Genomic DNA, 26,640 nt, shown 5'->3' with positions numbered 1-26,640 from the left:
TGCTAACTCTAGAAGAAACACAAGCCTGCCGCTTACACTATAAACGGCTGTACAAGTGGGAGGGGAGCCAGATTATGAAGCCTGGGCCGCAAAGATTAACGATTATTCATACCAATGATATACATAGCCACTTCGAAATGATGAGCCCTGTCGCGGCTGAGATCAACGCCATGAAGGCTGCCGCAGGAGAGGAGCCTGTGCTGCTGCTTGATATCGGCGACCATATGGACCGTGCTGCCGTAGAGACAGAAGGCACAATGGGACAGGCAAACATTGATATTATTAATCTGACCGGATATGATGCGGTAACCATCGGCAACAACGAGGGCCTCACCTTCTCCCGGGAGATGCTCTCAGCCCTGTATACAGGCATCCAGTGTCCTGTGGTATGCTGCAATTTCCTGGAGTCGGCCACGGGAGAGCCCCCGCACTGGATGCAGCGCCACGCCATCCTGGAGAAGGACGGCATCAGGATTGGCCTGACAGGAGCGACAGCGGCGTTCACCTCCTTCTATTCCCTGCTGGGCTGGGATGTGCTGGACCCGGAAGCCGCGCTGCGTGAGCAGTGCCAGCTCCTGTCACCGCAGGTGGATATCCTGATTATTCTGTCCCATCTGGGGCTTCCCGCAGACCAGAAGCTGGCAGAGAACCTGGAAGGTGTGCATGCTATTCTGGGTGCACACACCCACCATCTGCTGGAGCAGCCGCTTATGATTAACGGCACAGCCGTATGCGGCGCCGGCAAATTCGGCCGGTACGTCGGCCGGCTGGTATTTGAGCGGGAACAGCCGGGAGAATCGTTCCGGCTGGCAGAAGGAGGCTGTGCCGCAGTCGATCCGGCACAGCCTGAGGAGAGGATCGCTCCGGCAGCGGCTATCCATCTGCAGCGCGGCCGTGAGGCACTGCAGGAGACCGTTGCTATCAGTGACCGGATGCTTCCCCTGGACCTCCAGGGAGAGTCTCCCTTCGGCAACCTGCTCGCACAGGCAGTCCGCCGGTTCACGGGCAGCCCGATCTCGCTTGTCAATTCCGGCCAGCTGCTCGGACCGCTGCCGGAGGGCAATATTACGGCAGGCATGCTGCATGCGTTATGCCCTTCTCCGATTAATCCCTGTATTGTTCAGCTTACAGGCAAGGATATCCGCACGGCGCTGGAGCAGAGTCTCATGGCGGAGTACCGTAATAAGGTCATCTACGGCTATGGTTTCCGGGGAGAGGTGCTGGGCACCCTGGCCGTTGACGGATTAAAAATCTTGTACGATCCAAGGGTCATGCCTTATGATAACCATATTGCCGTTTTTGCCGGCGGAGAGAGGCTGGAGGACACAAGGGTGTATAGCGTCGGCACGCTGGATATGTTTACTTTCCGTACGGGCTATGAGAGTATAGCTAATGGCCGGGAGGCGGTATATTTATTGCCTCATTTCCTGCGTGATCTGCTGCGGATGGAGCTTCAGCGGCCGGGGAGTCTGGAGGAGTCTGAAGCGGTCCGCTGGAAGCTACGATCCACCTGATCATACCTACAACATTGTATGAACATTAGTAATTATCGCTATGCCAGGTTTCATTGACTAGATCAGGAGGAGTAATATGGATACAATTACAGCAATTATTCTCGCTATTGTAGAAGGGATTACCGAATTCATTCCGGTTTCATCCACGGGTCATATGATTCTGACCACTAAGCTTCTGGGCTTCAACGAGCAGGATGCTATCATGAAGACGTATGAGATCGTGATCCAGCTGGGGGCGATTCTGGCCATTGCGATTGTCTACCGCCAGCGGATTCTGAACCTGCTCGGCATCGGCCGCAGCCGCAGAGACAGAGGCGGAGTCATGCCGGCATCACGCCTGAACCTGATCCATGTCCTGCTGGGTATCGTTCCTGCACTCGCTGTAGCTTTTTTCGCCCGTGATTTCATCAAAGGTCTCTTCGGCGCATCTACGGTGCTCTGGGCGCTGGTGGCCGGCGGGGTTCTGATGATTGTTGCGGAGTGGGTGAACAAACGCAAGATCCGGGTGACGGCGCATGATTTGGACGATCTGTCCTACGGGCAGGCGCTGGCAATCGGACTCTATCAGATTATTTCGGTACTCTGGCCCGGGTTCTCCCGTTCCGGCTCGACGATATCCGGGGGGATGCTGAGCGGGGTAAGCTACAAGGCTTCGGCGGACTTCTCCTTCCTTATAGCGATTCCCATTATGTGCGCGGCCTCGGGGTATGAGCTGCTGGATTCCTACCGTAATTTCACGAATGAGACGATCGGGTATTTTGTCATCGGCTTCATTATTTCCTTCATCGTGGCTTATGTGGTGGTGGTTCTGTTCATGAGAATGATCCAGAAGATCAGACCGACGCATTTCGCCATCTACCGGTTCATCCTTGCAGCCGTCTTCTGGCTGTTTATTATGCGTTGATCTCAGCTTGGCATCACCGGGAGGAACGCGCAGCGTCTACATATGCTTGCCCGGTCGCTCATCATGGTAACGGTATAGGCATCGTGTCTGACCCAGGGATTCCACAACAGAGTAGCAATTTTACCGTTAAAGGCAGGAGTGAGCCAAGGTGCGTCTAGTATCCATGAATCGGCTTCAGGCGGGAATGAAGCTGGGTAAAAAAATATATAATGATGAAGGGCTGGTTCTGCTTGCGGACGGAGTGGAGCTTACCGATGCCTTGATCAGGCGGCTCGCCAAAATTGATATCGGCTATATCTACATTGAAGATTCGCTCACAGAGGATATTGTGATTCCCGGAATGCTGCAGGATGAGACGCGCAACCAGGCGCTGAAGGTCATCAGGAACCAGTTCCAGCAAATGTCCGGCGCTTCTGGAATTACCAAGGGCTTCTATCATCTCGACAAGAAATTCTCCAAGGTGATGGATTCCATCCTCGACGACATGTCCCTGCAGGAGGACCCGATGATCATGCTGCTTGACATGCATACGGCGGACAACTACCTGTATGTCCATTCCCTGAACGTATGCCTGTATACTCTGGTGCTTGGCATTGCCCACGGCTACAGCAAAGAAGAGCTTCGGGTCATCGGACTCGGTGCGCTGCTGCATGATATCGGCAAGACGCAGATTCCTGTCAAAATTGTACAAAAGCCCGGCATGCTGAGCGAGGAGGAATTCCGCCACATGCAGGCACATACCGAGATCGGATACCGGATTCTCAAGGAGGAGCCGAATATTCCGCTGCTGGCGGCCCACTGTGCCCTGCAGCATCATGAAAGGATTGACGGCTCCGGCTACCCGCGCGGACTGACCGGCCCGCAGATCCATGAATATGCGAAGTGGCTGGGGGTCGCAGATTCCTATGATGCGATGACCTCCAACCGGATATACAAAAAAGCCATGCTGCCCCATCAGGCAGTAGAAGCGCTGTATGTAGGCTCCGGAACACTGTATGAGCAGAAGCAGCTGGAGCTGTTCAGAGACCGGGTGGCCATCTACCCGCTGGGCCTTACCGTGAAGCTCAGCTCCGGCGAGAGCGGTGTTGTGGTCAAGATTGATCCAAGCACGCCGCATAGACCCGTTGTCCGGGTGCTGAACGGACCGGAAGGCGAAACGGTTACCCCCTATGAGCGTGATCTCAGCAAAGCCCTCTCTGTAGTCATTGTTGATGTGACGGACGGCGGAGAGCCTGTAGTGAAAAGTACCGGATAGGTGTTCTGGGCAGCGAGGAGAGAATATAGGCATCCTGCAGAAACTGCGGAGCTGTATTCTCTGCCTGGCTGTTTTTTTGAAAAGATAAGAATGTATATAGGCTTCGCGTGAGAAGAGGGCCGGATGCGCAGTTTTTTATTAGTCGTGGTATGATATAGCATAAGTTATCGTTCTTTTTCATTAGATTTGGGTTAATAATAAGGAATAAGCATTAAAGGAGCATTAAGAAATGAGTATATTAGAGCCATCATCATCTGTAGTACCTGTAAAAGAGTTATCGCCGGAATACGATCCATGGGATCCGATTACTTCACTCCGCCGGTACGGACAGCATGTACTGACCAGTGTAGAGATGACGGTCACGAATCTGTGCAACATGCGCTGTGAGCACTGCGCTGTCGGTGACAGCCTTACTATGAAAGAGGGGGAGCTGCTGCCTCTGACCCATATGCTGAACCGTCTGGAGGAGGTAGAGCATCTGCAGACCATCAGCATTACAGGCGGAGAGCCGATGTTCCGCGCCGGAACAGTGGAGAATACCATCGTACCGCTGCTGAAATATGCCAGGGAGCGGGGCATCCGTTCACAGATCAATTCCAATCTGACCATGCCGTATTCCCGTTATGAGCAGCTGCTTCCTTATCTGGATGTCATGCATATCTCTTTCAATTATGTGAACGGGGATGACTTCCATGAGGTGGGCTTCGCGAACAGCGGGCATCCGGTCTCGAAGGAAGCCGCCTACCGGCTGTACGACACGATGCTGGAGAATTCGCGCCGGCTCAGCAGTGACGGGATGCTGATCTCTGCGGAGTCGATGATTAATTACCGTACCCATACCAAGCTCCCCGAGATTCACAAGCTGATTGGAGAGATGGGTGCAAGAAGGCATGAGGTACATCCGATGTATGCTTCCAGCTTCGCCTCGAAGCTGCCTGTATTGTCCCTCAAGGAGATGAATGCGGCCATTCATTCTCTGCTGGATGCGCGTGACCCGGAGATGTGGATGCTGTTCGGCACCCTGCCGTTCTTCGCCTGCAGCTTCCTGGAGGAAGACCAGCAGCTGCTGCGCAGATTGCGCAGCGAGAAGAATGTGACGCTGCGCAATGACCCGGACGGAAGAAACCGGGTGAATGTGAATCTGTTTACAGGCGATGTCTTTGTAACGGACTTCGCGGACATTTCAGCATTTGGCAATATCAGCAGCTCCAGGCTGGATGACATTTTCACCGAGTGGCAGACTAAGCATCCACTCAATCAGAAGGTGAACTGTCACTGCGATGCCGCCGGCTGCTGCGGACCTAACCTGCTCGTAGCCGATATGTACTATCCTGAGGTTGATTTCAAATCAAGAAAAGCGATCACTCTGTAGAAATGGGGCGTTATTATAGTGCATACGGAATTCGACATAGGAAGATTAGTGCTTAATCTTTTGCTCGTTCTGGTGCTCGTATTATTGAATGGGATCTTCGTTGCGGCGGAATTCTCGCTGGTCAAGGTCAGGCAGTCTCGTCTGACCCAGCTGGTCAGCGAAGGCAACAAAATGGCCGGATATGCGCTGAAGGTCAACAAGCGGCTGGATTCGTATCTGTCGGCTACGCAATTCGGGATTACACTCGCCTCCCTTGGACTGGGCTGGGTCGGGGAACCGGCAATCTCTGAGCTGCTCGTGGAACCTCTGATGTACCAGCTGGGGGTTACAGATCAGACTCTAATCTCTACGGTATCTGTCGTTATCGGCTTCTCGATTATTACCTTCTTACATATTGTGCTGGGGGAACTGGCACCGAAGTCTCTGGCTATCCAAAAAACCGAAGGCTCCGCATTGCTGCTGTCAGCACCGCTGATGTTCTTCTATAATCTGTTTCTGCCCTTCATCTGGGTATTGAATGCGTCAGCCAACGCTCTGCTAAGACTGTTCGGCGTGGAGCCGGCCAGCGAAGCCGAGGCTGCCCATTCGGAAGAGGAGATCCGGATTCTGATGAATCAGAGTGCGAAGAGCGGGGTCATTGATCAGGATGAGATGAAGCTGATGGATAACATCTTCGAATTCTCGGACCTGCTGGCCCGCGAGGTTATGCTTCCGCGAACGGATATGGATGTACTGTACAGCAATCTCCCGCTGGAAGAGAATATGCGGATCATTACGGAGACGAAGCATTCACGTTATCCGGTTGCCTTCGAGGATAAGGACCGGATTATCGGCTTCATCCATATCACTGATCTGCTGTTCGCTCCGCAGGAGCAGCAGAATGACCTGACTTCCCTGGTCCGGCCGATTCTGAATGTGCCGGAATCCATGGAGATCAGCCACGCGCTGCGGCTGATGCAGAAGAACAAGGCCCAGCTGACGCTGGTCGTAGACGAGTACGGCGGAACAGCGGGGCTTCTGACCGCTGAAGAGATTCTGGAGGAGATCGTCGGCGATCTGCATGACGAATTCGAGGATGAACGCCCTAGCGTAGAGCACAACGGGGAGTATATCTCCGTGGAGGGCCGGATGCTGATTGAAGACGTCAACGATCTGACCGGCGTCGTAATCGAAGATGATGAGGTAGATTCCATCGGCGGCTGGCTGTTCAAGGAGCTGGAGGGCAATCCGTCCAAAGGCAAAAAGATTGTCGTCGGTGACGTCACCTTCGAGGTGGAGGAATCCACCCGGTTGCGGATCACGCGGATTAATATCCACCGCGAGACTCCGCTGGTGACGGAAGAGGAGACAGAGGCCGAGGAAGACGGGAAAGAATAAACGGATTGAAACGCTGAATCCGTAATGCCAAAATCAACAGGGTACATCAGAGGCCATGCAACCGGCCTGCTGGTGTGCCCTGTTTTTTTGTTGAATTATAAGAAGTTATAGGTTGCACACGATAACCGTCTAAAAGGACGGCAAATCCGTTTCCACTCTAGAGTGATTTTATTCTCTTGCTGTTCTTTTCTACCCTGGAGCTGTCATAAGTTAGTTACGAGGTAACGATAAGAGATCTGGATTTATGAAGGAATGCCGTCAAAACTCTTTAAGAGGAGGAATGATCATTGAACTCCCAGGAACGCGTATGGACACCATACAGGGGACCGTTTGACCCTTGTCCGCCGGTGCCGTTCAAGACGTATGTTGTGCCGCCGAATCAATTCATTACGTTTCAGCCCCCGAATCTCCCGCAGTTCTCTCTGCCGGAAGCCCTGAAGCATGGGACCTTATGGCCATCGCTGTACAGCCCTTATGAGTCCAAGTTCAAAGGAGTGAGGTAGGTTATGGAAGCTAATCCTTGCGAGCCCCGTTATTATGAGATGCTGGAGCAGCTGCAGGTACTCGATTTCGCACTGGTAGAGCTGAACCTGTACCTGGATACTCATCCCCAGGATGTGAAGGCGATTGAGCAGTTTAATCAGCTGACGTATGAACGCACGAAGCTGGCGAATCAGTTCCAGGAGCTATACGGACCTTTGCAGAATTTCGGCCGCGCCTACTCCAAAGCTCCCTGGCAGTGGAGCGAGAGTCCCTGGCCTTGGCAAGTCTGAGACATGAATGAAGCCGGGAATGAAATAAGTCTGAGGAGGGGGAAGTTCACGAATGTGGATCTATGAGAAAAAACTGCAATACCCGGTGCGTGTCGGCAAATGTGATGTGCGGATGGCCCGGTACCTGATGGAGCAATACGGCGGTGCGGACGGGGAGCTGGCAGCGGCACTGCGTTACATGAACCAGAGGTATGCCATACCGGACAAGGTCATCGGCGTATTGACAGATATTTCCACCGAAGAATTCGCCCACCTGGAAATGATCGCCACGATGATCTACAAGCTGACCAAAGACGCATCGGTGCAGGAGCTGGAAGCCGCCGGTCTGGGCCCGAACTATGCGCAGCGGGATCATGCGTTGTTCTACCAGAACTCTGCCGGTGTACCCTGGACAGCGTCCTACATCCAAGCGAAGGGTGATCCGATCGCCGACCTGTATGAGGACATCGCCGCAGAGGAGAAGGCGAGGGCTACATACCAGTGGCTGATCGACATGACGGACGATGTTGATCTGCAGGACGGCCTGAAATTCCTGCGCGAGCGGGAGATTATTCATGCCATCCGGTTCAAGGAATCGGTGCAGATTCTGATTGACGAGAAGGATAAGAAACGGATATTCTGAGGGGATACGATTTGCATGACAAAGCAGCCTTCTGTGAGGCTGCTTTTGTTGTGGTTGATGACGGATTTAGATGAGATAAGGGATGAGCAGGACACTTTGGAGATGGTTATTCCAGAGCACCAGATTCTGCGTTTTCAGTTTATCTTTCTCGCTGAAACGGATGCTATCCTTTTGAAGGACGGCGCAGTAGTTTCTACTTAAAATATCTAGCGTAGACCATGGGATTACCCAAGGTCTTTTTTTATTGTATAGGAAATTATATTATCCGTCTGTTGTGGATAAGAAGCGTGGGCAAAATGTATGCGGAAAACTGAATACAATGTGAGGGTGCGAGGGTGCGTAGGCCAAATGTAATCGAAAAACCGAACACAATTGGACTGTGAGCGCCACGTAGGCCGAATGTAATCGGAAAACCGAACACAATTGGACTGTGAGCGCCACGTAGGCCGAATGTAATCGGAAAACCGAACACAATTGGACTGGGAGCGCCGCGTAGGCCGTGCGTTTATCGCAGGTTGTGCCAGAAGTATTGTCACAGAAAAACCGAATACAATGTGAGGGTGCGATTAAGTGTGAGCCAAATGTATGGGGAAAAACCGAATACAATGTGCTGGTGCGAAGATGCGTGGTCCGGATTCTCGGCAATGGGCAGAGGGATAAGGGAGGTAGCCATACGAGTTGACTGGACCGCAGAGGTTCTTACATTATCCACCCGCAGGGTGATTTTGTATTGTCCTGGAAATGAAGAGCATTAGTGCACTTGAATTCAGCGAGCGCGGACAAAATGAGCCAATGAAGAGCATAAGTGCACCTCGCCAGCTGCCGCCAGGAGTAGGGGAAGAAGAAGGGGGCAGAAAATATTAAACACAAGGACAGAGGAGGGCGATGCCATCGCCGCCTAAGCCCCTCCGGTAACCCCACGGTGCCAGATATCTTCATCTATGAGATAATAGCATCACGAATATTTGAAGCGCAGCAGGGAATGGAGGGGACCTTATGGTGTTGGAGCGGTGGCGCGGATTCATCCGGGCCTGGCGGGATTATCCCTTACCGGGTGGGGCTGTGATTGGCGGACGATACAAGATAGACCTCCTGCTTGGAGAGGGCAGCTACGGGCTTACTTACCGCTGCTATGATACAAGAGATGGCGCTCTGTTGGCGCTTAAGCAGTCCAGACCGAGCAAACAGGCGTTGGGCCGGACAATGCTGGCCAAGGAGAGCGCGATTTTGCAGGCCATGGATCATCCTAATATTCCGAAGTGCCGTGACTATTTCAACTATAAAGGCTCGAACTGGCTGGTGACGGACTATATTACAGGACAGACGCTGGAGGATCTGATCTTTGATGAGCATGTGATCTATGGTGAGCGGGAATGCCTGGCTATGGCGCTGAGATTGATGAACATGGTAACCCATGTGCATTCGCGCGGATATGTTCATCTGGATCTGCGGATTCCTAATGTAATTCTTCATAAGGAGGATCTGTACTTAATTGATTTCGGATTAGCAGAAAAGATTGGAGAGACGGATACCGTGCTTGAGCGGCTGAAGCCAAGGAAGCAGTCGTGGCCGGAACGCAGGCCGCCGGTGATCGGCTCAGATCTGTACGATGTGGGACAATTGATGCTGTTCATGCTGTATTCCGGCTATCAGCCGGAGCGGGGTGGGCCGGAGCGAAGCTGGCAGGAAGAGCTGGAATTGTCGCCTGGAATGCTGCTGCTGCTGACCCGGCTGCTTGGAGAGCAGGAGTGCTATCCCGACTCAGCTTCATTTGTCCGTGAGGCCGGAGAACTGTATGAGCAACTAATGTCTTGATCTCCGTCAAAAAAAGGCGCCCTCACCAAACGGTGACACGGCGCCTTGTGCATGTGTATGAAGCAATTAAGCGAACCTCAGCTTGAACTGCCGTAACGGTTCTTATAATATTTATGTCCGGTTCCTCCGCGGCGGGCGTCTGATGAGGAGTGGCGCTTGTATCCGTGGCTGCTGCTTGAATGCCTTCTGGATACTGGCCTCCCTTTATGACTGCTCGAATGCCTGCGGTGCCCGCCATGTTTGGACTGCTCTACGGAGTGCAGGACCTTGCCAAGAATTTTCTTGAACATTTTGTTTCCTCCTCGATGGTGGTATAAGCCATTGCAGCGCAGCTATAAACGTTAGTTACCCTTAAGTACGGCCACCGTACCTTACAAGTTTCAAAAAAGATTCATCTGCCAAAATATGGGGTTGAACCCGATTGCCATTTTGCTATAGGATTGGGATGCGTTTACATTTCATAGGGATAATCCAATAATGGGAGGGCAATTAAATGATTAAGACTGATTTCGCAGCGTACAAATGGATGAATGAGGGGAACATCAGATTTGAGGATCACTCGATCATTATGGAGGCACCGGCTAAAAGTGACTTTTTCTGCAATAACGGGGCTATAGCCGAAGAAGGGCTTACACCTGAGAATCTGACGAATGCGCCCTTCTTCTATACAGAGGTGTCGGGAGATTTCGTGCTGCGGGTGAAGGTGAGTCATGACTTCCGGGATACTTACGATTCTTCTTCGATTATGGTCATGCAGGACCTGTCGGTCTGGGCCAAAGCCTGCTTTGAACTGACAGATTTCGATACTCATGCTGTGGTCAGCGTAGTCACGAACCAGACCTCGGATGATGCGAATGGCTGTAATATCAACGGGAATGAGGTATGGCTGCAGGCGGCCAGGTCCGGGAATGCCTTCGCTTTTCATTATTCTACCGATGGCGTAAGGTTTGATATGATGCGGTTCTTTAACCTTCCGGTGGAAGATACGATTAAGGTAGGGTTGTTGGCACAAGCTCCTACCGGCGAAGGCGGGGCTAGGGTCTATAAGGAGCTCTCGCTCGAACACCGGACGGTTAAGAATATCAGAGCCGGTTCATAGAACCGGGCTGGTCAAGCAGAATCAGCTTGTGCTCTTGGCCTGTCTGGGCCAGATGAAATAGGTAACGGTGATGATCAGATCAATGCCGACCACAACGGACCATACCGAAAGGATGCCTGACAGTGCTTCCGTGCGGGAGGCGTCGTCTATCCAGACAATGAGTCCATAGAGAATCCCTGCGGCGAGCGCAAAAGAGAGCAGATGCTTGACGAAGCCTTGGAGATAATGCTTGGCATGATCCATACCGTAACGCTTGACCGGCTTCGTCCCTTGCTTGGTAATATAGTAGCGGAAGCGTTCATCGGCCCAGGCGATCATGCTTTTGCCGAAGACAATGGATATGGAGATATATACGGCTGCAAGCGCATGTGCTGTCGTCGCGGAAGCACCATGAGCCAGGTCAACGCCGGAGATGACTAACAGAATGATGTCGAGTACGGGAGTCAGTGCCAGGAAAATAAGCCCCAGGGTGGGCCGCTTGAAAATATAACGTGCTGTAAAGCCGGCAAGAATGACTACCCAGAATAATACCTCACAGGTGACAATCGCCCATGCTACCAGATTCATAATACACCCCTTATCTTAGATGGTGGTACTAATGGAAGTATAGCAGTGATATTTAAATAATACAATTGTATTATTTAAATTGTGTTTCATATTTGGGCTATGCTACAATATGGATATGCCAAAAATCGTAGATCATCTAGAACGTAAATCGAATATTGCCGAAGCCACCTGGCGGGTTATTATCCAGCAGGGAATCCAAGCGGCTACGGTGCGTAAGATTGCTGCTGAGGCGGGGGTCTCTCTGGGAGCGCTGCGTCATTATTTCTCCACTCAGCATGAACTGCTGTTATTTGCTATGAATCTGGTGAAGGAGCGGGTAACTGCGCGGATCTTGGCGATCATACATACGGATCTTCCTCCTAGGGAACAGGTTGCCAAGGTTCTGCTGGAGCTGCTCCCCACGGATGACGGCAGCATGGCTGAAATGGAGGTATGGTTCGCATTTACTTTTCATCTGAGGTCTGCCGGGGATAAGAGTGCTGAGCTTGACGATGCTATCTATCCTCTGATCGTCCGGCTCATAGATTATCTGGATCAGCATGGGCTGCTCAAGCAGGGGTTGGACAAGGGGGATGAAGCGGAACGGCTGTATGCCCTGGTGGACGGGCTGGCCATGCACGCTATGCTGGAGCCTGAACGGCTGGACAGACAGCGGATGGTCCGGGTGCTGAATGTGCATCTGGAGTCTATCTGCTGCGGCTGAGGAAACCGGTCATAGGCTGTATTTCAAGACTCTACTTCAATTCAAAGAGGCAAAACCGTCACCTGAACGAGGGTGTGGTTTTGCCTCTTTGTTGTTGGGAGATGACGCGGGCTATCCCGGTTGTCTCTGGATCACTAATTTCCCCCGGTACTTCCCGGCTTCATAATGAGCATGGGCACCGGTTACTCCCTGTATGGTGAACGGGAAAATTTTGTCGACATGCACCTTCAGCCTGTTCTCGCTGACTTGCCGGACAATGGCGGACAGGTCCTCGCGGTTCGGCTCTATATAGGCAAACTGGGCCTCGATACCGCGAACCTTGGGATGAGTGGCGATCAGCGGGTCTACGAGGGAGACCAGCCTGCCGTGATCCCGCAGAATCTGGATATTCTTCTGTTCGGTTGCCCCTATCCCTGTCTCTGCATCTACAGCACGGTCCCGCACCATATCCAGTACGACATCCACCGGGCCTGCCGCTGCTGAGAAATCAGTGGTTGTATAGTCAATGACTTCATCGGCACCCAGCTGCCGCACCAGATCATGATTGTACGCACGGGCTGTGGCGATGACATAGGCGCCATGCTGCTTAGCCAGTTGAACGGCGAGGTGTCCCACGCCGCCTGCGCCTGCGTGGATAAGAATCCGCTGACCGGCCAGCAGCTTCCCGTACTGGAACAGGGATTGCCAGGCCGACAAAGCAGAGGCCGGTAGAGCACCTGCTTCCTGGAAGGAGATGCCGGGCGGAATGACAACGGCTGAGCTTTCTTCCAGTGCTACAAAGTCAGCGTAACCGCCGCCGGATCTGGTGAGTCCCATGACGCGGTCGCCAGTCTTCAGATGCGCTACCTTCCTTCCGGTCTCCCGCACGATTCCGGCTACCTCTACACCCAGCACATGCGGGAACTGAACCTGCATCACCTGCTTGAATGTACCTGAGCGGACCAGGGTGTCTGCGGAGCTTGCAGTGGTTGCGTACATCTCAACCAGCACCTGGGTATCGGTAAGGGCGGGAGCAGGGAGACTCTGTTCTGTGAACACTCCGGGGTTACCGTAATGCTCGATCACAATGGCATTCATGATTGAATCCTCCCGTCTCTATAGTTGAGCGTCTGTTGATTTATGAATAGGCGTTCAATATAATGATCCTACCAGTGCGTTATCGCTGTATCAATTGCTAGAATTCCAGAATCCGTTCAGTATTGCACACAATCAGGAGAAGTGTTCAACTGATCCAACTCAGGGTGAACGGAGTCAAGAGGGAGTTATCTATGGACAGACGGATACGTAAATCACGTGAAGCTATTATCGGGGCTTTTATCCAGCTGATCGGGGAGAAGAATTTCGAACAGATCACGATTAACGAAATTGCCGAGCGGGCCAATGTAAGCCGGGGCACGGTTTATTTACATTACACTGACAAATACGATCTGCTGGATCAGTGCATCCGTACCCATTTTGTCCAATTGATCGACAGCTGTCTCCCTTGCGGCGAGCAGGCGCTTTTCCCTACAGCAGAATCTTTGCGCTATACGTTCCGTTATCTGGATGATCATGCTTCCTTCTATGCCGCAGCACTGGCCAATCAAGGTGTCCCTGCGTTCAGAAACCGTCTGCAGGCGGTACTGCTGCGGGGATTCGACAAACAGGTGGATATGAGCGGCATTAACCGGGGGATGGAGAAGGGCATTCTGGTGCAATTTCTGGCTGTGGCGATGACCGGTATGATTGAGCAGCTGGTTACCCGGGCCACGACGTATTCAGCAGCAGAGCTGGCAGAACAAGTGTGGGCGCTAATGGAGCGCAACCAGATGGTTCCGCAGGTACAGCCTACCCCTTGAGCGGCTCAGGTTCACTTGGCGGACTACTTCCTATTTCATCCAAATTGTTCTAGAATGAACATGTGTATGGAGTAACCGGTTAGACAAGCCGGATTCAGAGAGGAGCAGTTAAATCGTGAAATATCGCAGATTAGGTGGAAGCGGACTTAAGGTCAGTGAGATCAGCCTGGGAAGCTGGTTGACCTACGGAGGTTATGTAGAGCAGGACAATGCCGTTAGGGCGATTGAAACCGCTTACTCCTTGGGCATCAATTTTTTTGATACGGCGAATGTCTATGAGAAAGGGGCGGCGGAAAAAGTGCTCGGCGCTACCCTAAGCAGCTATCCGCGTGAATCCTATGTGCTGGCGACCAAGGTATTCGGTGTAATGGGTGACGGTCCGAATGACCGCGGTCTCTCCCGTAAGCATATTACCGAGCAATGTCATGCCAGCCTGAAGCGGCTTGGCGCTGAATATGTGGATCTGCTGTATTGCCACCGGTATGACCCGGAGACCCCGATCGAAGAGACGCTGCGGGCACTGGATGATCTGGTGCGGCAGGGCAAGGTCCTCTATGTGGGAGTAAGTGAGTGGACGGCAGCGCAGATGGCCGAGGCCCTTGCAGTTGCGGACCGTTATCTGCTGGATCATATCGTGGTTAACCAGCCGGTCTACAATATGTTCGAACGTTATATTGAGAAAGAGATTATTCCGCTTGGCCTGCGCAAGGGAATCGGACAGGTCGTATTCTCACCGCTTGCCCAGGGCCTGCTGACCGGTAAATACAGCTCGGTCTCCGATATTCCGGCAGATAGCCGGGCCGCGAGGCTCGACTGGATGCGCAAAGGGATTACAGAGGAGAAGCTCGGCAAGGTTCAGGAGCTGGGCAGGATTGCCGCAGAGCTGGAAATTACAGTAGGGAATCTGGCACTGGCCTGGATCTTGCGCCAGCCTAATGTAGCAAGTGCCCTGGTCGGCGCCAGCCGTCCGGAACAGGTCGAAGAGAATGTGAAGGCTTCCGGTATAGAGCTTACAGAGGATGTATTGGCACGAATTGATGAAATTATCGGCTAAGAGAGAGGGAGGATACAGATGAAGGTTCTATTTATCGGAGGTACGGGACTTATCAGTCAGGCAGTATCCCGGCTGGCAGTGGAACGGGGAATAGAACTGTATCTGTTCAACCGTGGAGAGCGCAGCGGATTTGTGCCTAAGGGTGCGCAGGTGATACAGGGCGATATCCGTGATAAGGATAAGGCGGCCGAGGCGCTGAAGGACTATGATTTCGATGTTGTAGTCGATTGGATTGCCTTCACGCCGGAGCATGTGCAGACGGATATTGATCTGTTCACAGGCAAGACGCGGCAATACATCTATATCAGCTCGGCTTCCGCTTACCAGAAGCCGCAGCGTAGTTATCTGATCACAGAAGAGACACCGCTTGTGAATCCGTATTGGCAGTATTCCCGGGACAAGATTGCCTCCGAACAGCTGCTGCTGGAAGCTTATCAGAAGAGCGGCTTCCCGGTGACGATTGTCCGGCCTTCCCATACTTATGGGGATACAGCCATCCCGGCCGCGCTGACCAGTTGGAGCCATCCATGGTCACTGGTGGAACGCATCCGCAAGGGCCAGCCGCTTGTTATTCATGGCGACGGCACCTCTCTGTGGACCTTGACGCATAATACCGATTTTGCCAAAGGATTCGTCGGGCTGCTGGGACATCCGGAGGCGATTGGAGAAGCGGTTCATATTACCTCGGACGAGGTGTTGAACTGGAATCAGATCTACGCTGCCATCGGGGCGGCCGCAGGCCGTGAGCCGAAGGTTGTGCATATCTCGACCGACTTCATCGCTGCGAACACACCGGCCGGAACAGCGGACGGGCTGATTGGTGATCAGGCGGTCAGCAGTGTGTTCGACAACAGCAAGATCAAACGTCTGGTCCCTGACTTCCAGGCTACCGTCCCCTTTGCCGAAGGGGTGAAGCAGTCCATTGCCTGGTTCGAGTCTCATCCGGAGCGCTGCACCTCCGACCCTGACTTCTCCAAAATGCTGGACGGGCTAATCGCCAAGCATGGCGTTGATGCGAAGCTGCTAACCTATTACGTATAAGCAGAATCAGATAAGCTAGGCTGTTAAAAGTGGATTTTCAACGAGGAAGACAGGTCCTTTTAATTGTAAATCATAAAAGTCTATAGAGCAGCGCTCCTCCTGTTATTGGAGGGGCGTTGCTCTATGTTGTAGTTCATAGCGTACAACAGCGATTGGAACAACGGTCCGTTCACGCAGCGTCCACCCAAGCGCTCACGTTAATCCTGCTCCAAATTAAAAAGCTGTTTGTACTTGGGTGTTCATTCAGCTTATGTCAGCTTATAGCCTGGTTATAGCATGAAACCCGGATTCGTGAATATACTCTGACTACCGAAATCCCCTCGAAAAAGGAGTCCTGGCCATGCCGACACACCCTTACGTCTCCCGTTTTTTTGTGAACACCGATGCACGCCGTGAGAAGCTGATTTATGATTTGCCGGAAGCCTGGTGGAGCCGTCCTTATGAATACGAATGGTGTACCCATTTCATTTCACCGCATGATGTTGTGCTGGATGCCGCGTGCGGGATTTGTCATCCGCTCAAGTTCTACCTTGCCGAGCATAGTGCAGAGGTCCATGCCTGTGATAAGGATGTGCGGATTCTGTCACGAGAAGCGATCATGCAGAACATTACCGATGATATCGGAGCTGAGGCAGCAAAGCAGGTGGGGGCAGAATCTATGGGCAGGCTGCATCTGGCCCAGGCGGACCTGACCGCACTGCCGTATGACGATGAGAGCTTCGATACGGTATTTTGCATCTCGGTGCTGGAGCATCTGTCCGTACAGGAGGCGGTGCTTGCGGTCCGCGAGTTCCATAGAACACTTAATGGAGAAGGGCTGCTCGTCCTGACCTTTGATCATCCGACCGTCAACCTGCCGCGGATGAATGAGATTTTGCTGCAGGCCGGATTCCAGTACTGGGGGGAAACAGACTTCAATCTTCCGGCAGATGCTGCGCATACGGATCTGTATGGTGGTCTTAACTGCTTCCGGGCCGTCCTCAAAAAAGCGCAAATCTAGCAAATACCCTACCCCCATTTGGTTGTTTCCCTCCGGTGTAGTAGAATAACTTCAAGACTGAAGAAAGAAGGAGACAACCTCATGGGGATGATTGGCAACTATCTTGCTGTAAATGCAGAACTGCTTCAGGCTATACGGAATGAAGAAGTGAGCCTGCACGGGATCGGACCGAAGCTTGATATTGATAAGTCCTGGCAAGCTCTGCATTATATACTGAACGGCGGACAGGAGGGAGACGGCTCGCCGCTGGGTGCTGCTGTACCTCTGACCAGTCATTATATCGGGCACTATTCGGATGCCGAGGTCTTTGCCATGGAACCGGAGCAGGTGAAGGAAACGGCAGCAGCGCTGGAAGGAATAGAAGAAGCCTGGCTGCGGGAACAATATTCATTCCGGCAGATGATGGAGGAAGGGATCTACCCGCTGGTGGAGGATGATGAGGCGGAAGAGTTCTTTGATTATATCTATACTTATTTCACGGCCATACAGGAATTCTACCGGACGGCAAGCGCAAGTCAATCCTGCGTTCTCTTCTATATTTCTTAAGCCAGGGTAACTATCACAGTCTAAATTCATTAGTTAAAGGAGTCAGAGAACTTGCGCAGATATGCTCTATTATTCATGATTCTGCTCCTGCTTGTCCCGGCTGCGGGTGTTAGCGGCCAAGGTGCTGCTCCGCAGGAGGATATCCGCCTTGCTTTTGCCGGGGATATTCTGCTGGACGGCTTTGTCGGCGATCAGATCGCCAAGTACGGAGTGGATTTTCCATTTAAAAAGGTAGCTCCGGTGCTGCAAAAGGCAGATCTGGCTTTTGCCAATCTGGAGACTCCGGTCTCGGTGCGCGGTGAAGCGGCCGGCAAGACATTCACCTTCCGCTCGAAGCCGGCGGCATTGGCGGGATTAAGTTATGCAGGGATCGACGGGGTGTCCCTGGCCAATAATCATATTCTGGATTACGGGCGGACCGCCATGCTGGATACGCTGACCCATCTCGACCGGAATAAGATTGGGCATACAGGGGCAGGCCATAACATCGAAGAGGCTTTTAAACCGTATATCAAGACTGTCAAAGGCAAGCGGATCGCCATCCTGGGAACAAGCCGGGTGCTGTCTGACCCTTCCTGGTATGCAGGCAAGAGCAGTCCGGGTGCAGCCTCTGCCTATACGGCGGAACCGCTGCTGAGTGCAATTAAGAAGTCTGCCAAGGATAATGATTATACGATTGTATATATCCACTGGAATCAGGAATTCAAGGATTACCCGGAGGAATATGCCCGGAAGCTGGCCAAGCAGATGATTGACAGCGGAGCCGATATTATCCTTGGGGCGCACAGCCATTGTCTGATGGGGATCGAATATTACAAGCATAAGCCGATTTATTATTCGCTGGGTAATTTTGTGTTCAACCGCTCTACGCGGGGCGGGGACAAAACGCTGCATTCCATGCTGGTTAACTTCACTATTAATAATTCAGGGGTGACGAGCAGCATTACTCCGGTCAAAATTATTGGCGGTCAGCCGAACTTCATGGGGGAAGCCTACAATAAAGAGACCATCCGGAAGCTCAATCAGCTCTCCTTCAATGCGAAGATCGCAGCCGGAGGGGCAGTCAGCGAGAAGCTCTGAAGCAGCGGCACGGATCATAATATCAGACCAGCCCGGGGGAGGAGCTTCTAATCCCTTCCTGGGCTGTTTGGCGTCTTCCCGGTATTATTCATTTTGTGCTATTCATTCTTAGCATTGTACTAACTGCGTGGAGCTAATCTACTCTACAATATGAATATTAGTCCATCAAGGAGGGTCACGCACAAGTGAGAACGGGAACGGTGAGAAGTAAGGTTAAGTTTGACGGGGACTGGAGCTTTTATCGGGGGGGGCTTCATATTCCGTATGCAGTCAAAGGCGGAATGACAGGCGGGATTACAGATACGGGCGCTCTCCGGGAGGGGGAGTGGCTGGATATTGCTTTTAATGATAAAGGAATGAGTGAGCAGCAGCTGGAATGGACGGCGGTAAGCCTGCCGCATGACTGGTGTGTGGAGCAGGAGTACGTTCAGGATGAGGGATTGGGCTCGAGGGATGGCAGCCATGGTTATTTGCCGGGCGGGACCGGCTTCTACCGCAGAACCTTCACGCTTCCGGCAGAAGCATACGGGTCCAAGTGGAAGATCCGCTTCGACGGAGTATCCGGCACCAGCACAGTCTGGGTCAACGGGCATCTGCTCGGCTCGCATCACGGCGGTTATATCGGGTACAGTTATGATCTGACGGATGTACTCCGCTATGGCGGGGAAGGCACCAATGTCATTGTCGTCAAGGTTGATGCCACGGAATGTGAAGGCTGGTGGTATGAGGGCTGCGGCATATACCGGCATGTCTGGCTGGAGAATACGGACCGCCTGCATGTGGCTGAGTACGGCACCTATATTACGACGCCGGAGGTTGCCAAGGATCAGGCTGTGGTTCATCTCCGTACCCGTATCCGCAATGACTATCCCGAAGGGATGCAGGTATCCCTGCGGACCGTAATCTATGATGCTGCCGGAATGCAGGTCTGCGCGGGATCGGCGGAAGCCTATGCGGACTGGTACGCGGATACGGAGCTGGAGCAGAGCTTCCATGTGGAGCAGCCGATGCTCTGGTGTCCTGATTCCCCTTCCCTGTACAGAGCTGAATCGACGGTTATAGCGGGAGGTCAAGAGCTGGACCGGTACGAGACGATCTTCGGTATCCGCAGTATCCGCTTCGACCCGGAGGAGGGATTCTTCCTGAACGGTGAACCGCTGCTGATCAAGGGGACATGCAATCACCAGGATTTTGCCGGAGTAGGGGTAGCGCTGCCGGACAGCCTGATTGAATACAAGCTAAGACTGCTGCAGGAGATGGGCTCTAACGCTTACCGCAGTGCGCATCATCCGCCAACGCCTGAGCTGCTGGATATCTGCGACCGGATCGGGATGCTGGTGATGGATGAGAACCGTAAGCTGGACAGCAGCCCGAATGGCCTGAGCCAGCTGGAACGGATGCTCTACAGGGACAGGAATCACCCTTGCGTCATTATCTGGAACCTGGAGAATGAGGAGGTTCTTGAAGGAACCGTGACGGGGGCCCGGATTCTTAAGACGCTTGCGCAGACGACCCGCCGGATTGACCCGACCCGCCCGACCTCGGCTGCCATGAATCACGGCTGGAATGAGAATGGCTATAATGATGCGGTAGAGATCACAGGCTATAATTATGGACACAGGGCAGACCAGAGCATTGACATCCGGGACCACGGGCTGTATCCGGGCCGCCTCATGATTGGCAGTGAATGTGCCAGTTATACTGCAACCCGGGGCATCTATGAGGATGATCCGGTAAAAGGCTATTGCTCTGAATACGGGACGAACATTCCGTCATGGGGCTGCACTCCGCAGCAGGCATGGAGCGATCTTGTGAAGCACCGCTTCCTGACCGGTGTCTTCATGTGGACAGGCTTTGATTACCGGGGAGAGCCAACGCCTTACCTCTGGCCTTGCATCAATTCGCATTTCGGGCTGATGGACACCTGCGGGTTCCCTAAGGACAGCTATTACTACATGCAGTCCGTGTGGAAGGAGGAGCCGATGGTTCATCTGCTTCCGCACTGGAACTGGCCCGGGTCCGAGGGCAGGCCGGTGGAGGTGCGGGTGTTCGCGAATACCGATACGGTGGAGCTGATTCTGAACGGCAGAAGCCTGGGTGAACAGCAGGTGGACATGAACGGGTATTTGTCGTGGGAGGTTGCCTATGAACCCGGTGAGCTGCAAGCCGCCGGCAAACGCGGCGGGCAGATGATCGCCGAGAAGACAGTGGTCACCGCCGGTCAGCCTTACCAGATCGGATTGTTCCCGGATCGGCTGGACGCCCGGGCGGACGGCTCGGATACAATTCCGGTCCGTGTCGCCATTCTGGACAAGCAGGGGTATGTCGTTCCGGCAGCCGACAACGAGATCCGCTTTGAAGTGACGGGAGCCGGTGCGCTGCTCGGCACAGGCAACGGCAATCCAAGCAGCCATGAGCCGGATAAGTCTGTGCTGCGGCGGGCTTTTAACGGGTGGTGTCTGGCCTTAGTTCAGACTTCAGCAGCAGCAGGTGCTATTCAGGTGCGGGCCGTATCCATGGGGCTGAAGTCTGCGGAAGTGATGCTGCAATCTGCTTCAGAATCCGAGTAAGGCTGGCAGCAGACTTCCGGGCCGGACTAATGATTAGCCGCTGGTGGAACGATAATATACAATAACGAATTCCTTGCAGAGGATGTCCCGCGAATGATGCCTAAGCTTAAGAAATATATGCCGTTCACCTATAAAATGATGATTCCCTATCTGCTGCTGGTTCTCCTGACCGATGTGTTCATCGGCTATATCTCGTATTCCATGCTGACCGACTCCAGAACAGAGATGGCCGAGTCCAACATCAGAACGGGAATGGAGCAGTCGAGGAACAATATCCGCTATCAGATGGATGAAATCCAGCGGATGTCGGACAACCTGTTCGGCAGCCAGCCGTTCCAGCGTGCGCTGGAGATGAAGGGGACGCCGTTCGAGATTTATCTGACGATGCTTGATGAGATCGTGCCCCAGATTACCGCGCCCCTGCAGCTCTTCGGGAATAAGATCCGCTTCATTCTCTATACTCCGAATGCGGATCTCAACATTGTATCCGGGGACAATCTGAATGAGCCGATCATTAAGAGCGACTATTATATTCTGTCCTTGGATGACATTACCGGGAGTGAATGGTACCGGTCCCTCAAGGATTCCAAGCGCGACAACCTGTGGCTGCAGATTGATACGGACCAGAAGCTGGGCAATCTCTCGCATGTGCGCAGACTCGTCAATTTCAGTGATTACCAATCCCTGATCGGCTATGTGCGGATTACCGTATCTCTGGAGGACCTGTTCGGCGGCTTCGATACCTTCCCGCTGGATGAGGGGATTACGCTGCGGCTGGTGGAGGAGGCTACCGGAGACATTCTGTTCCAGCGGGGAACCGCCAATTATAACAGCGGGGAAGAGAATTTTCTCAGTCTGCATGAACAGATTCCGGGAAGTAATTTCATCATTGAAGCCCTGGTCCCGCAAAAGTATCTGACTCAGGACGCCGGACGGCTGCGCAGGGTGATCATTGCGGTCTGTAGTCTGAGCTTCCTGGTGATGACCATTATCGGCTATGTGGTGGCACGGATCTCCGGGCGCAAGATGAGCCGGATTGTAGGCCTGGTGCGTTCCTTTCAGGAAGGGAATTTCCAGAAGCGGATCCGCTTCTCGGGCAATGATGAATTTGTACAGATTGCAGATTCCTTCAATGACATGGCTACGAATATTCAGGAGCTGATCAACAGCGTCTATGTACAGGGAATCCAGAAGAAGCAGGCGGAGCTGGAAGCGCTGCAGGCCCAGATTAACCCGCATTTTCTCTATAATACGTTATCTACGATCAGCAGCCTGGCGAATCTGGGCGAAATCGGCAAGGTTACGGAGATGGTCCAGGGATTGTCACGCTTCTACCGGCTGACGCTGAATCAGGGCAATGTCTACATTGAACTGGAGAAGGAGCTGGAGCAGGTGGAGACCTATCTCGAAATCCAGCGGGTCAAATATGCGGATGCCTTCACGCTGTACGTTGATGTCGATGAGGAAATCAGGCATATGCAGGTGATCAAGCTGCTGCTTCAGCCTTTTGTGGAGAATGTGTTCAAGCATGCCTGGTTCGGAGAGACCATTGCCATCCGCTTGACCGGCAAGCGGGTGGGAGGCAACATTGAGCTGAAGGTAATAGATAACGGGATTGGGATGCGCCCGGAGGTAGTCAAGCGAATGATGCAGGGACCCGGCCAGTCCGGCGGTTACGGGGTCAGGAATGTGGATGAGCGGATCAAGCTCAGATACGGTGAGGCGTACGGGGTGAGCATTGCCAGCTTCTACGGAGGAGGAACAACCGTGCGGCTGCTTCTTCCTGCCGGGCTTCAGGATGATGAGGATCTGTAGCGGGCCGCTAATTAGCCTTGCGGCAATGCAGCACGTACACACAGGAGGGTAAGATTGCGATGAGTATCAATGTATTACTGGTTGACGATGAAGCTATTGATCTGGAGTGGCTGCGGCGCAGAGTGCTGGCCAGCCCGCTCGATCTGGCAGTGGTAGGAACGGCGAACAGCGGCTTCAATGCGCTTAAGATCATGGAGCAGGAGCGGGTGGATATCATCCTGTCCGATATACGGATGCCGATTATGATGGGAACGGAGTTCGCCCGCCGGGCCAAGGTCATTCATCCGAAGGTCAAAATCGTCTTCATCAGCGGGCATGAAGACTTCAGTTATGCCAAGGAGGCGATAGAGATCAATGCTTCAGGGTATTTGCTGAAGCCTGTGGAAGACAAGGATCTCTACGAAATGCTGGAGTCCCTGTCTGCATCTCTGGAGCAGGAACGGGAGCAGAACCGCTCCTTCACTGAAGCGCTGTCGCTTGTGAACAAGGAGCTGATTCTGCGCTGGTTCGAAGAGGCCTCGCCTGAACCGGCGGAGCCGCATCTGCGCAGCGCCCTGAATCCGCTGCTGCAGAAGGGGGCGGCTGCGGCCATTGTTGAGATTGATGATCTGGAATGGAAGCTGCGCGACTTGTCCGAGGAGGAGGCGCGTGTCAAGACGCGGCAGATGACCGGACTGATCAGAGCGTTCGTGGAGAGTGCCAAGCTGGGGACGCTGATTCCGGTCCATCATCACCGGTTCGTCATTCTTTGCAGCCTTCCGCCGGACAGCTTCCTTAGTCTGCTGGATGAGCTGATTCAGCATATGGCGGGCAGCTCCCCCTGCACATTAACTATCGGCGTCGGGCGTTATGCCCAGGATGAGGCGGGCCTGCACGAATCCTACCAGCAGGCAACGGCCGCACTTAGCGCGAAGTGGCTGCTCGGGAAGAACCGGCTGATCCGTGATAACCTGGAGTCTTCCCCGCGCGGTACGCCGGGGGCCCGGATTGAACAGACGGTTGTGCAGCTGCTGGAGGCGATCATCCAGTACGACCTGGTGGCGATTGACGATCATCTGCTGGAGCTGTTCAAGAGCGCCGGGAAGAAGGATGTCTATGAGCTGATTGTCCGCATCACCTCCAAGCTGCATGCCGACCTGCAGCAGCAGAACGAGAATCTGTATGAGCTCCTGCAGTGGGAGTCTCATCAGCCGGACATCCTGTTCCAGTTCGAGACGATTCACGACATCCTGTCCTGGATGAGACGGAGGTTCTTCGAGCTGTCGGAGCTCCTGTACGTGAAGCGGCAGCGGCAGAAGCGCAAGCTGATTGATGAGATTATGAACTATGTGGAGGAGAATCTGGAGAAGAAGATCACGCTGAAGGAAGTAGCGGCCCATTTCGACTTCACACCGAATTATCTGGGCTTCCTGTTCAAGGAGGAATACGGGCTCCCCTTCAGTGAATACGTCAATGAACGCAAGACGGGCAGAGTCTTCGAGCTGCTCAGCGATCCGACGCTCAAGATCTATGAGATTGCAGAACGCATGGGCTATAAGAACATTATCTACTTCAACCGGCAGTTCAAGCAGATTACCGGCATGACGCCGGGGGAGTACCGGAAGAAGCAGAAAATATAAGTTTTGAAATACCAAACGTTGCCAATCCTGATTTTCATATCAGAGGCAACGTTTTTTGTTTTTTTGGACAGTATATGTTTTAAACGGATCGTTGAATAAGTATTACTTTTAGTTGATAGCCTTAATCCCCACCGGGAGGACGCTTATTTATAATAAAGCTATAGAGAAATGGGAAATTGGAAAGGGGATTCAAGATGAAACAGAAACAACATGGATTCTGGGACGATGTCAAGAAGTACAGATCCTTGCTTCTTATGCTGACACCGGCTGTATTGTTCTTCCTGCTCTTTGCTTATATACCAATGTCAGGCATTATTCTGGCGTTTAAGCAATACGACTACACCGGCGGGGTGTTCGGCAGTCCCTGGAACGGATGGGACAACTTCAAATTCTTCTTCGACTCCGGTGACGCCTGGCGCGTAACGCGTAATACGGCACTGTATAACATTGCATTTATCGTTGTGAACAACGTGCTTCAGATCTTTGCAGCGATCCTCCTGTTCGAGGTAGCGGGCAAATGGTTCCGCAAGCTTACGCAAACCGTATTGTTCCTGCCTTATTTCATCTCCTGGGTTGTGGTTGGAGCGATTGCGTACAACCTGTTCAACTTCGATGTAGGAACCATCAACGTATTGCTCAAAGGCCTCGGCATGCAGCCGGTGGATATCTATAATACAGCAGCCTACTGGCCGTTCATCCTGGTTATTGTCTCCGCCTGGAAGACACTGGGCTACGGAACGATCATGTATCTGGCCGCGATCACCAGCATTGATACCGAGATGTACGAAGCCGCCGAGATTGACGGGGCGAATATTTTCCAGCGGATTATGAAAATTACGGTTCCGAACCTGATGCCGACCGTCATCATTCTGGTCCTGCTGGCCATCGGTAATATCTTCCGCGGGGACTTCGGGATGTTCTACAACATGGTCGGCAACAACGGCCTGCTGTTCTCATCCACAGACGTAATCGACACCTTCGTCTTCCGCTCGCTGACCACATCCAATGAAATCGGAATGTCCGCAGCAGCAGGCTTCTATCAATCACTGCTTGGCTTCGCAACGATTATGCTCGCCAACTATGCGGTACGCAGATATGACAAAGATCGTGCTCTATTCTAGGAAAAGGAGGTAATGCCCAATGAGTTCAACCACTGCAAATCTTAAAACACCGGAAGTACGCAGAAAGTCCGGCAACAGAGACAAGATGATCCTGTCCTTAATCGGATATGTAACCCTTACTGTGCTGGCTATCTTCTGTATCTTCCCGTTCATTCTGGTGATATCCTCCTCTCTGAGTGAGGAGAGCGCGATTATCGAGAAAGGGTTCCAGATCTTCCCGACCGCCTTCTCGACAGAAGCCTACAGCCTGCTGTTCAAATATCCGGCTGAGATGCTCAGAGCTTACGGCGTGACTATCTCCGTGACTGCCATCGGCACACTGGTTGGATTGTTCCTCACCTCGATGACCGCCTACGTGCTGTCCCGGAGAGACTTCAAGTGGCGCAGCCGCTTCTCGTTCTTCTTCTTCTTCACTACATTGTTCAGCGGCGGTCTGGTGCCGTGGTATCTGATGATCGTCAATTATCTGCATCTGAAGGATACCCTGCTGGTGCTGATCCTGCCGATGATGCTGAACGTGTTCTATATTATCGTCATGAAGTCTTTCATGAGCAGCATTCCTGACGCCATTACCGAATCCGCCAAAATCGACGGAGCCGGCGATTTCCGGATCTTCATGCAGCTGATTGTGCCGTTGTCCAAGCCTGCCCTGGCGACCATTGGTCTGTTCATTGCCCTGGCTTACTGGAATGACTGGTACAACGCGCTGCTCTTCATCTCCAAGTCAGAGCTTATGCCGCTTCAGTATTATCTATACAAAATGCTGGGTAACATGGACGGCATGCGTAAGGCAATGATGGCTTCCGGCGCAGTGGTCAACACCGATCTGCCAACCGAAAGTCTGAAGATGGCCATGACGATTGTGGCTACAGGGCCAATCCTGCTGGCGTATCCGTTCATTCAGAAATATTTCGTAACAGGTCTTACCATTGGTGCAGTCAAAGGATGATCACAG

The 26,640-nt window shown here is 52.9% G+C and carries 26 protein-coding genes; 23 read left to right on the top strand and 3 right to left on the bottom strand.

Features of this window, described 5'->3' with window-relative positions:
• Positions 1 to 74: 74 nt before the first annotated feature.
• The 10 genes from HQN87_RS24265 to HQN87_RS24220 all read left to right on the top strand — a co-directional run bounded on the left by HQN87_RS24265 (position 75) and on the right by HQN87_RS24220 (position 9,632).
• Positions 75 to 1,514 carry a bifunctional metallophosphatase/5'-nucleotidase gene (locus HQN87_RS24265; protein ID WP_173138574.1) on the top strand — a complete coding sequence of 480 codons (1,440 nt, stop codon included), beginning with the start codon at positions 75 to 77 and terminating at the stop codon, positions 1,512 to 1,514.
• 76 nt (positions 1,515 to 1,590) lie between these two features.
• Positions 1,591 to 2,418 carry an undecaprenyl-diphosphate phosphatase gene (locus HQN87_RS24260; protein WP_173138572.1) on the top strand — a complete coding sequence of 276 codons (828 nt, stop codon included), beginning with the start codon at positions 1,591 to 1,593 and terminating at the stop codon, positions 2,416 to 2,418.
• Between the two features lie 148 nt (positions 2,419 to 2,566).
• Positions 2,567 to 3,673, top strand: a complete 1,107-nt coding sequence (locus HQN87_RS24255) for an HD-GYP domain-containing protein (protein WP_173138570.1) — start codon at positions 2,567 to 2,569, stop codon at positions 3,671 to 3,673.
• A gap of 229 nt (positions 3,674 to 3,902) precedes the next feature.
• Entirely contained in the window at positions 3,903 to 5,045 is a 1,143-nt protein-coding gene (yfkAB, locus tag HQN87_RS24250) for a radical SAM/CxCxxxxC motif protein YfkAB (RefSeq protein ID WP_173138568.1), read from the top strand.
• A gap of 18 nt (positions 5,046 to 5,063) precedes the next feature.
• Entirely contained in the window at positions 5,064 to 6,422 is a 1,359-nt protein-coding gene (locus HQN87_RS24245; RefSeq protein WP_436836491.1) for a hemolysin family protein, read from the top strand.
• Positions 6,423 to 6,709: 287 nt separating this feature from the next.
• Complete coding sequence (locus HQN87_RS24240; protein WP_173138566.1) at positions 6,710 to 6,925, top strand: spore coat associated protein CotJA; 216 nt, start codon at positions 6,710 to 6,712, stop codon at positions 6,923 to 6,925.
• A gap of 3 nt (positions 6,926 to 6,928) precedes the next feature.
• Complete coding sequence (locus tag HQN87_RS24235) at positions 6,929 to 7,195, top strand: spore coat protein CotJB (RefSeq protein WP_036721463.1); 267 nt, start codon at positions 6,929 to 6,931, stop codon at positions 7,193 to 7,195.
• Between the two features lie 52 nt (positions 7,196 to 7,247).
• Positions 7,248 to 7,817, top strand: coding sequence for a manganese catalase family protein (locus HQN87_RS24230; protein ID WP_173138564.1), 570 nt, complete (start codon positions 7,248 to 7,250; stop codon positions 7,815 to 7,817).
• Between the two features lie 15 nt (positions 7,818 to 7,832).
• On the top strand, positions 7,833 to 8,018 hold the full coding sequence (locus HQN87_RS24225; protein WP_173138562.1) for a hypothetical protein: 186 nt from the start codon (positions 7,833 to 7,835) through the stop codon (positions 8,016 to 8,018).
• Positions 8,019 to 8,813: 795 nt separating this feature from the next.
• Positions 8,814 to 9,632 carry a serine/threonine protein kinase gene (locus HQN87_RS24220; RefSeq protein ID WP_173138560.1) on the top strand — a complete coding sequence of 273 codons (819 nt, stop codon included), beginning with the start codon at positions 8,814 to 8,816 and terminating at the stop codon, positions 9,630 to 9,632.
• 77 nt (positions 9,633 to 9,709) lie between these two features.
• Here the strand turns inward: HQN87_RS24220 and HQN87_RS24215 are convergent, their stop codons facing one another.
• Positions 9,710 to 9,922 carry a hypothetical protein gene (locus tag HQN87_RS24215; protein WP_173138558.1) on the bottom strand — a complete coding sequence of 71 codons (213 nt, stop codon included), beginning with the start codon at positions 9,920 to 9,922 and terminating at the stop codon, positions 9,710 to 9,712.
• Positions 9,923 to 10,125: 203 nt separating this feature from the next.
• Here HQN87_RS24215 and HQN87_RS24210 point away from each other — a divergent pair, with 203 nt between their 5' ends.
• Positions 10,126 to 10,731, top strand: a complete 606-nt coding sequence (locus HQN87_RS24210) for a DUF1349 domain-containing protein (protein ID WP_173138556.1) — start codon at positions 10,126 to 10,128, stop codon at positions 10,729 to 10,731.
• A 21-nt stretch (positions 10,732 to 10,752) separates the two neighbouring features.
• On the opposite strand, the gene HQN87_RS24205 is transcribed toward HQN87_RS24210, so the two are convergent.
• Positions 10,753 to 11,298, bottom strand: a complete 546-nt coding sequence (locus HQN87_RS24205; protein WP_173138553.1) for a hypothetical protein — start codon at positions 11,296 to 11,298, stop codon at positions 10,753 to 10,755.
• 115 nt (positions 11,299 to 11,413) lie between these two features.
• Here HQN87_RS24205 and HQN87_RS24200 point away from each other — a divergent pair, with 115 nt between their 5' ends.
• Positions 11,414 to 12,001, top strand: a complete 588-nt coding sequence (locus HQN87_RS24200) for a TetR/AcrR family transcriptional regulator (protein ID WP_173138718.1) — start codon at positions 11,414 to 11,416, stop codon at positions 11,999 to 12,001.
• Positions 12,002 to 12,112: 111 nt separating this feature from the next.
• Here the strand turns inward: HQN87_RS24200 and HQN87_RS24195 are convergent, their stop codons facing one another.
• The gene (locus tag HQN87_RS24195; RefSeq protein ID WP_173138551.1) at positions 12,113 to 13,078 is read right to left on the bottom strand and encodes an NADP-dependent oxidoreductase; all 966 of its coding nucleotides are present in this window, start codon (positions 13,076 to 13,078) and stop codon (positions 12,113 to 12,115) included.
• 191 nt (positions 13,079 to 13,269) lie between these two features.
• Between HQN87_RS24195 and HQN87_RS24190 the strand changes: the two genes are divergently transcribed.
• The 11 genes from HQN87_RS24190 (at position 13,270) to HQN87_RS24140 (ending at position 26,634) form a co-directional block, all read left to right on the top strand.
• Positions 13,270 to 13,839, top strand: a complete 570-nt coding sequence (locus HQN87_RS24190) for a TetR/AcrR family transcriptional regulator (RefSeq protein WP_173138549.1) — start codon at positions 13,270 to 13,272, stop codon at positions 13,837 to 13,839.
• A 115-nt stretch (positions 13,840 to 13,954) separates the two neighbouring features.
• Entirely contained in the window at positions 13,955 to 14,893 is a 939-nt protein-coding gene (locus HQN87_RS24185; protein ID WP_173138547.1) for an aldo/keto reductase family protein, read from the top strand.
• Between the two features lie 18 nt (positions 14,894 to 14,911).
• On the top strand, positions 14,912 to 15,934 hold the full coding sequence (locus HQN87_RS24180) for an SDR family oxidoreductase (RefSeq protein ID WP_173138545.1): 1,023 nt from the start codon (positions 14,912 to 14,914) through the stop codon (positions 15,932 to 15,934).
• Between the two features lie 340 nt (positions 15,935 to 16,274).
• A complete protein-coding gene (locus tag HQN87_RS24175; protein ID WP_173138543.1) occupies positions 16,275 to 16,934 on the top strand; it encodes a class I SAM-dependent methyltransferase in 660 nt (219 codons plus the stop codon).
• An 81-nt stretch (positions 16,935 to 17,015) separates the two neighbouring features.
• Positions 17,016 to 17,480, top strand: a complete 465-nt coding sequence (locus HQN87_RS24170) for a YfbM family protein (protein ID WP_173138541.1) — start codon at positions 17,016 to 17,018, stop codon at positions 17,478 to 17,480.
• A 75-nt stretch (positions 17,481 to 17,555) separates the two neighbouring features.
• Positions 17,556 to 18,560, top strand: a complete 1,005-nt coding sequence (locus tag HQN87_RS24165; RefSeq protein ID WP_173138716.1) for a CapA family protein — start codon at positions 17,556 to 17,558, stop codon at positions 18,558 to 18,560.
• 185 nt (positions 18,561 to 18,745) lie between these two features.
• Positions 18,746 to 21,130 (top strand): beta-galactosidase GalA, encoded by a 2,385-nt coding sequence (galA, locus tag HQN87_RS24160; protein WP_173138539.1) that lies wholly within the window; start codon positions 18,746 to 18,748, stop codon positions 21,128 to 21,130.
• Between the two features lie 93 nt (positions 21,131 to 21,223).
• Complete coding sequence (locus HQN87_RS24155; protein ID WP_173138537.1) at positions 21,224 to 22,945, top strand: sensor histidine kinase; 1,722 nt, start codon at positions 21,224 to 21,226, stop codon at positions 22,943 to 22,945.
• 59 nt (positions 22,946 to 23,004) lie between these two features.
• Complete coding sequence (locus HQN87_RS24150; RefSeq protein WP_173138535.1) at positions 23,005 to 24,564, top strand: response regulator; 1,560 nt, start codon at positions 23,005 to 23,007, stop codon at positions 24,562 to 24,564.
• Between the two features lie 194 nt (positions 24,565 to 24,758).
• Positions 24,759 to 25,685: an ABC transporter permease gene (locus HQN87_RS24145; protein ID WP_173138533.1), complete on the top strand. Its 927-nt coding sequence runs from the start codon at positions 24,759 to 24,761 to the stop codon at positions 25,683 to 25,685.
• Positions 25,686 to 25,704: 19 nt separating this feature from the next.
• Entirely contained in the window at positions 25,705 to 26,634 is a 930-nt protein-coding gene (locus tag HQN87_RS24140; RefSeq protein ID WP_173138531.1) for a carbohydrate ABC transporter permease, read from the top strand.
• Positions 26,635 to 26,640 lie beyond the last annotated feature (6 nt).

It is taken from the genome of Paenibacillus tritici, assembly GCF_013204885.1.
Classification (GTDB): domain Bacteria; phylum Bacillota; class Bacilli; order Paenibacillales; family Paenibacillaceae; genus Paenibacillus_AQ; species Paenibacillus_AQ tritici.
Note: the sequence above shows the minus strand (reverse complement) of the source record. Positions and strands in the feature narration are given on the sequence as shown.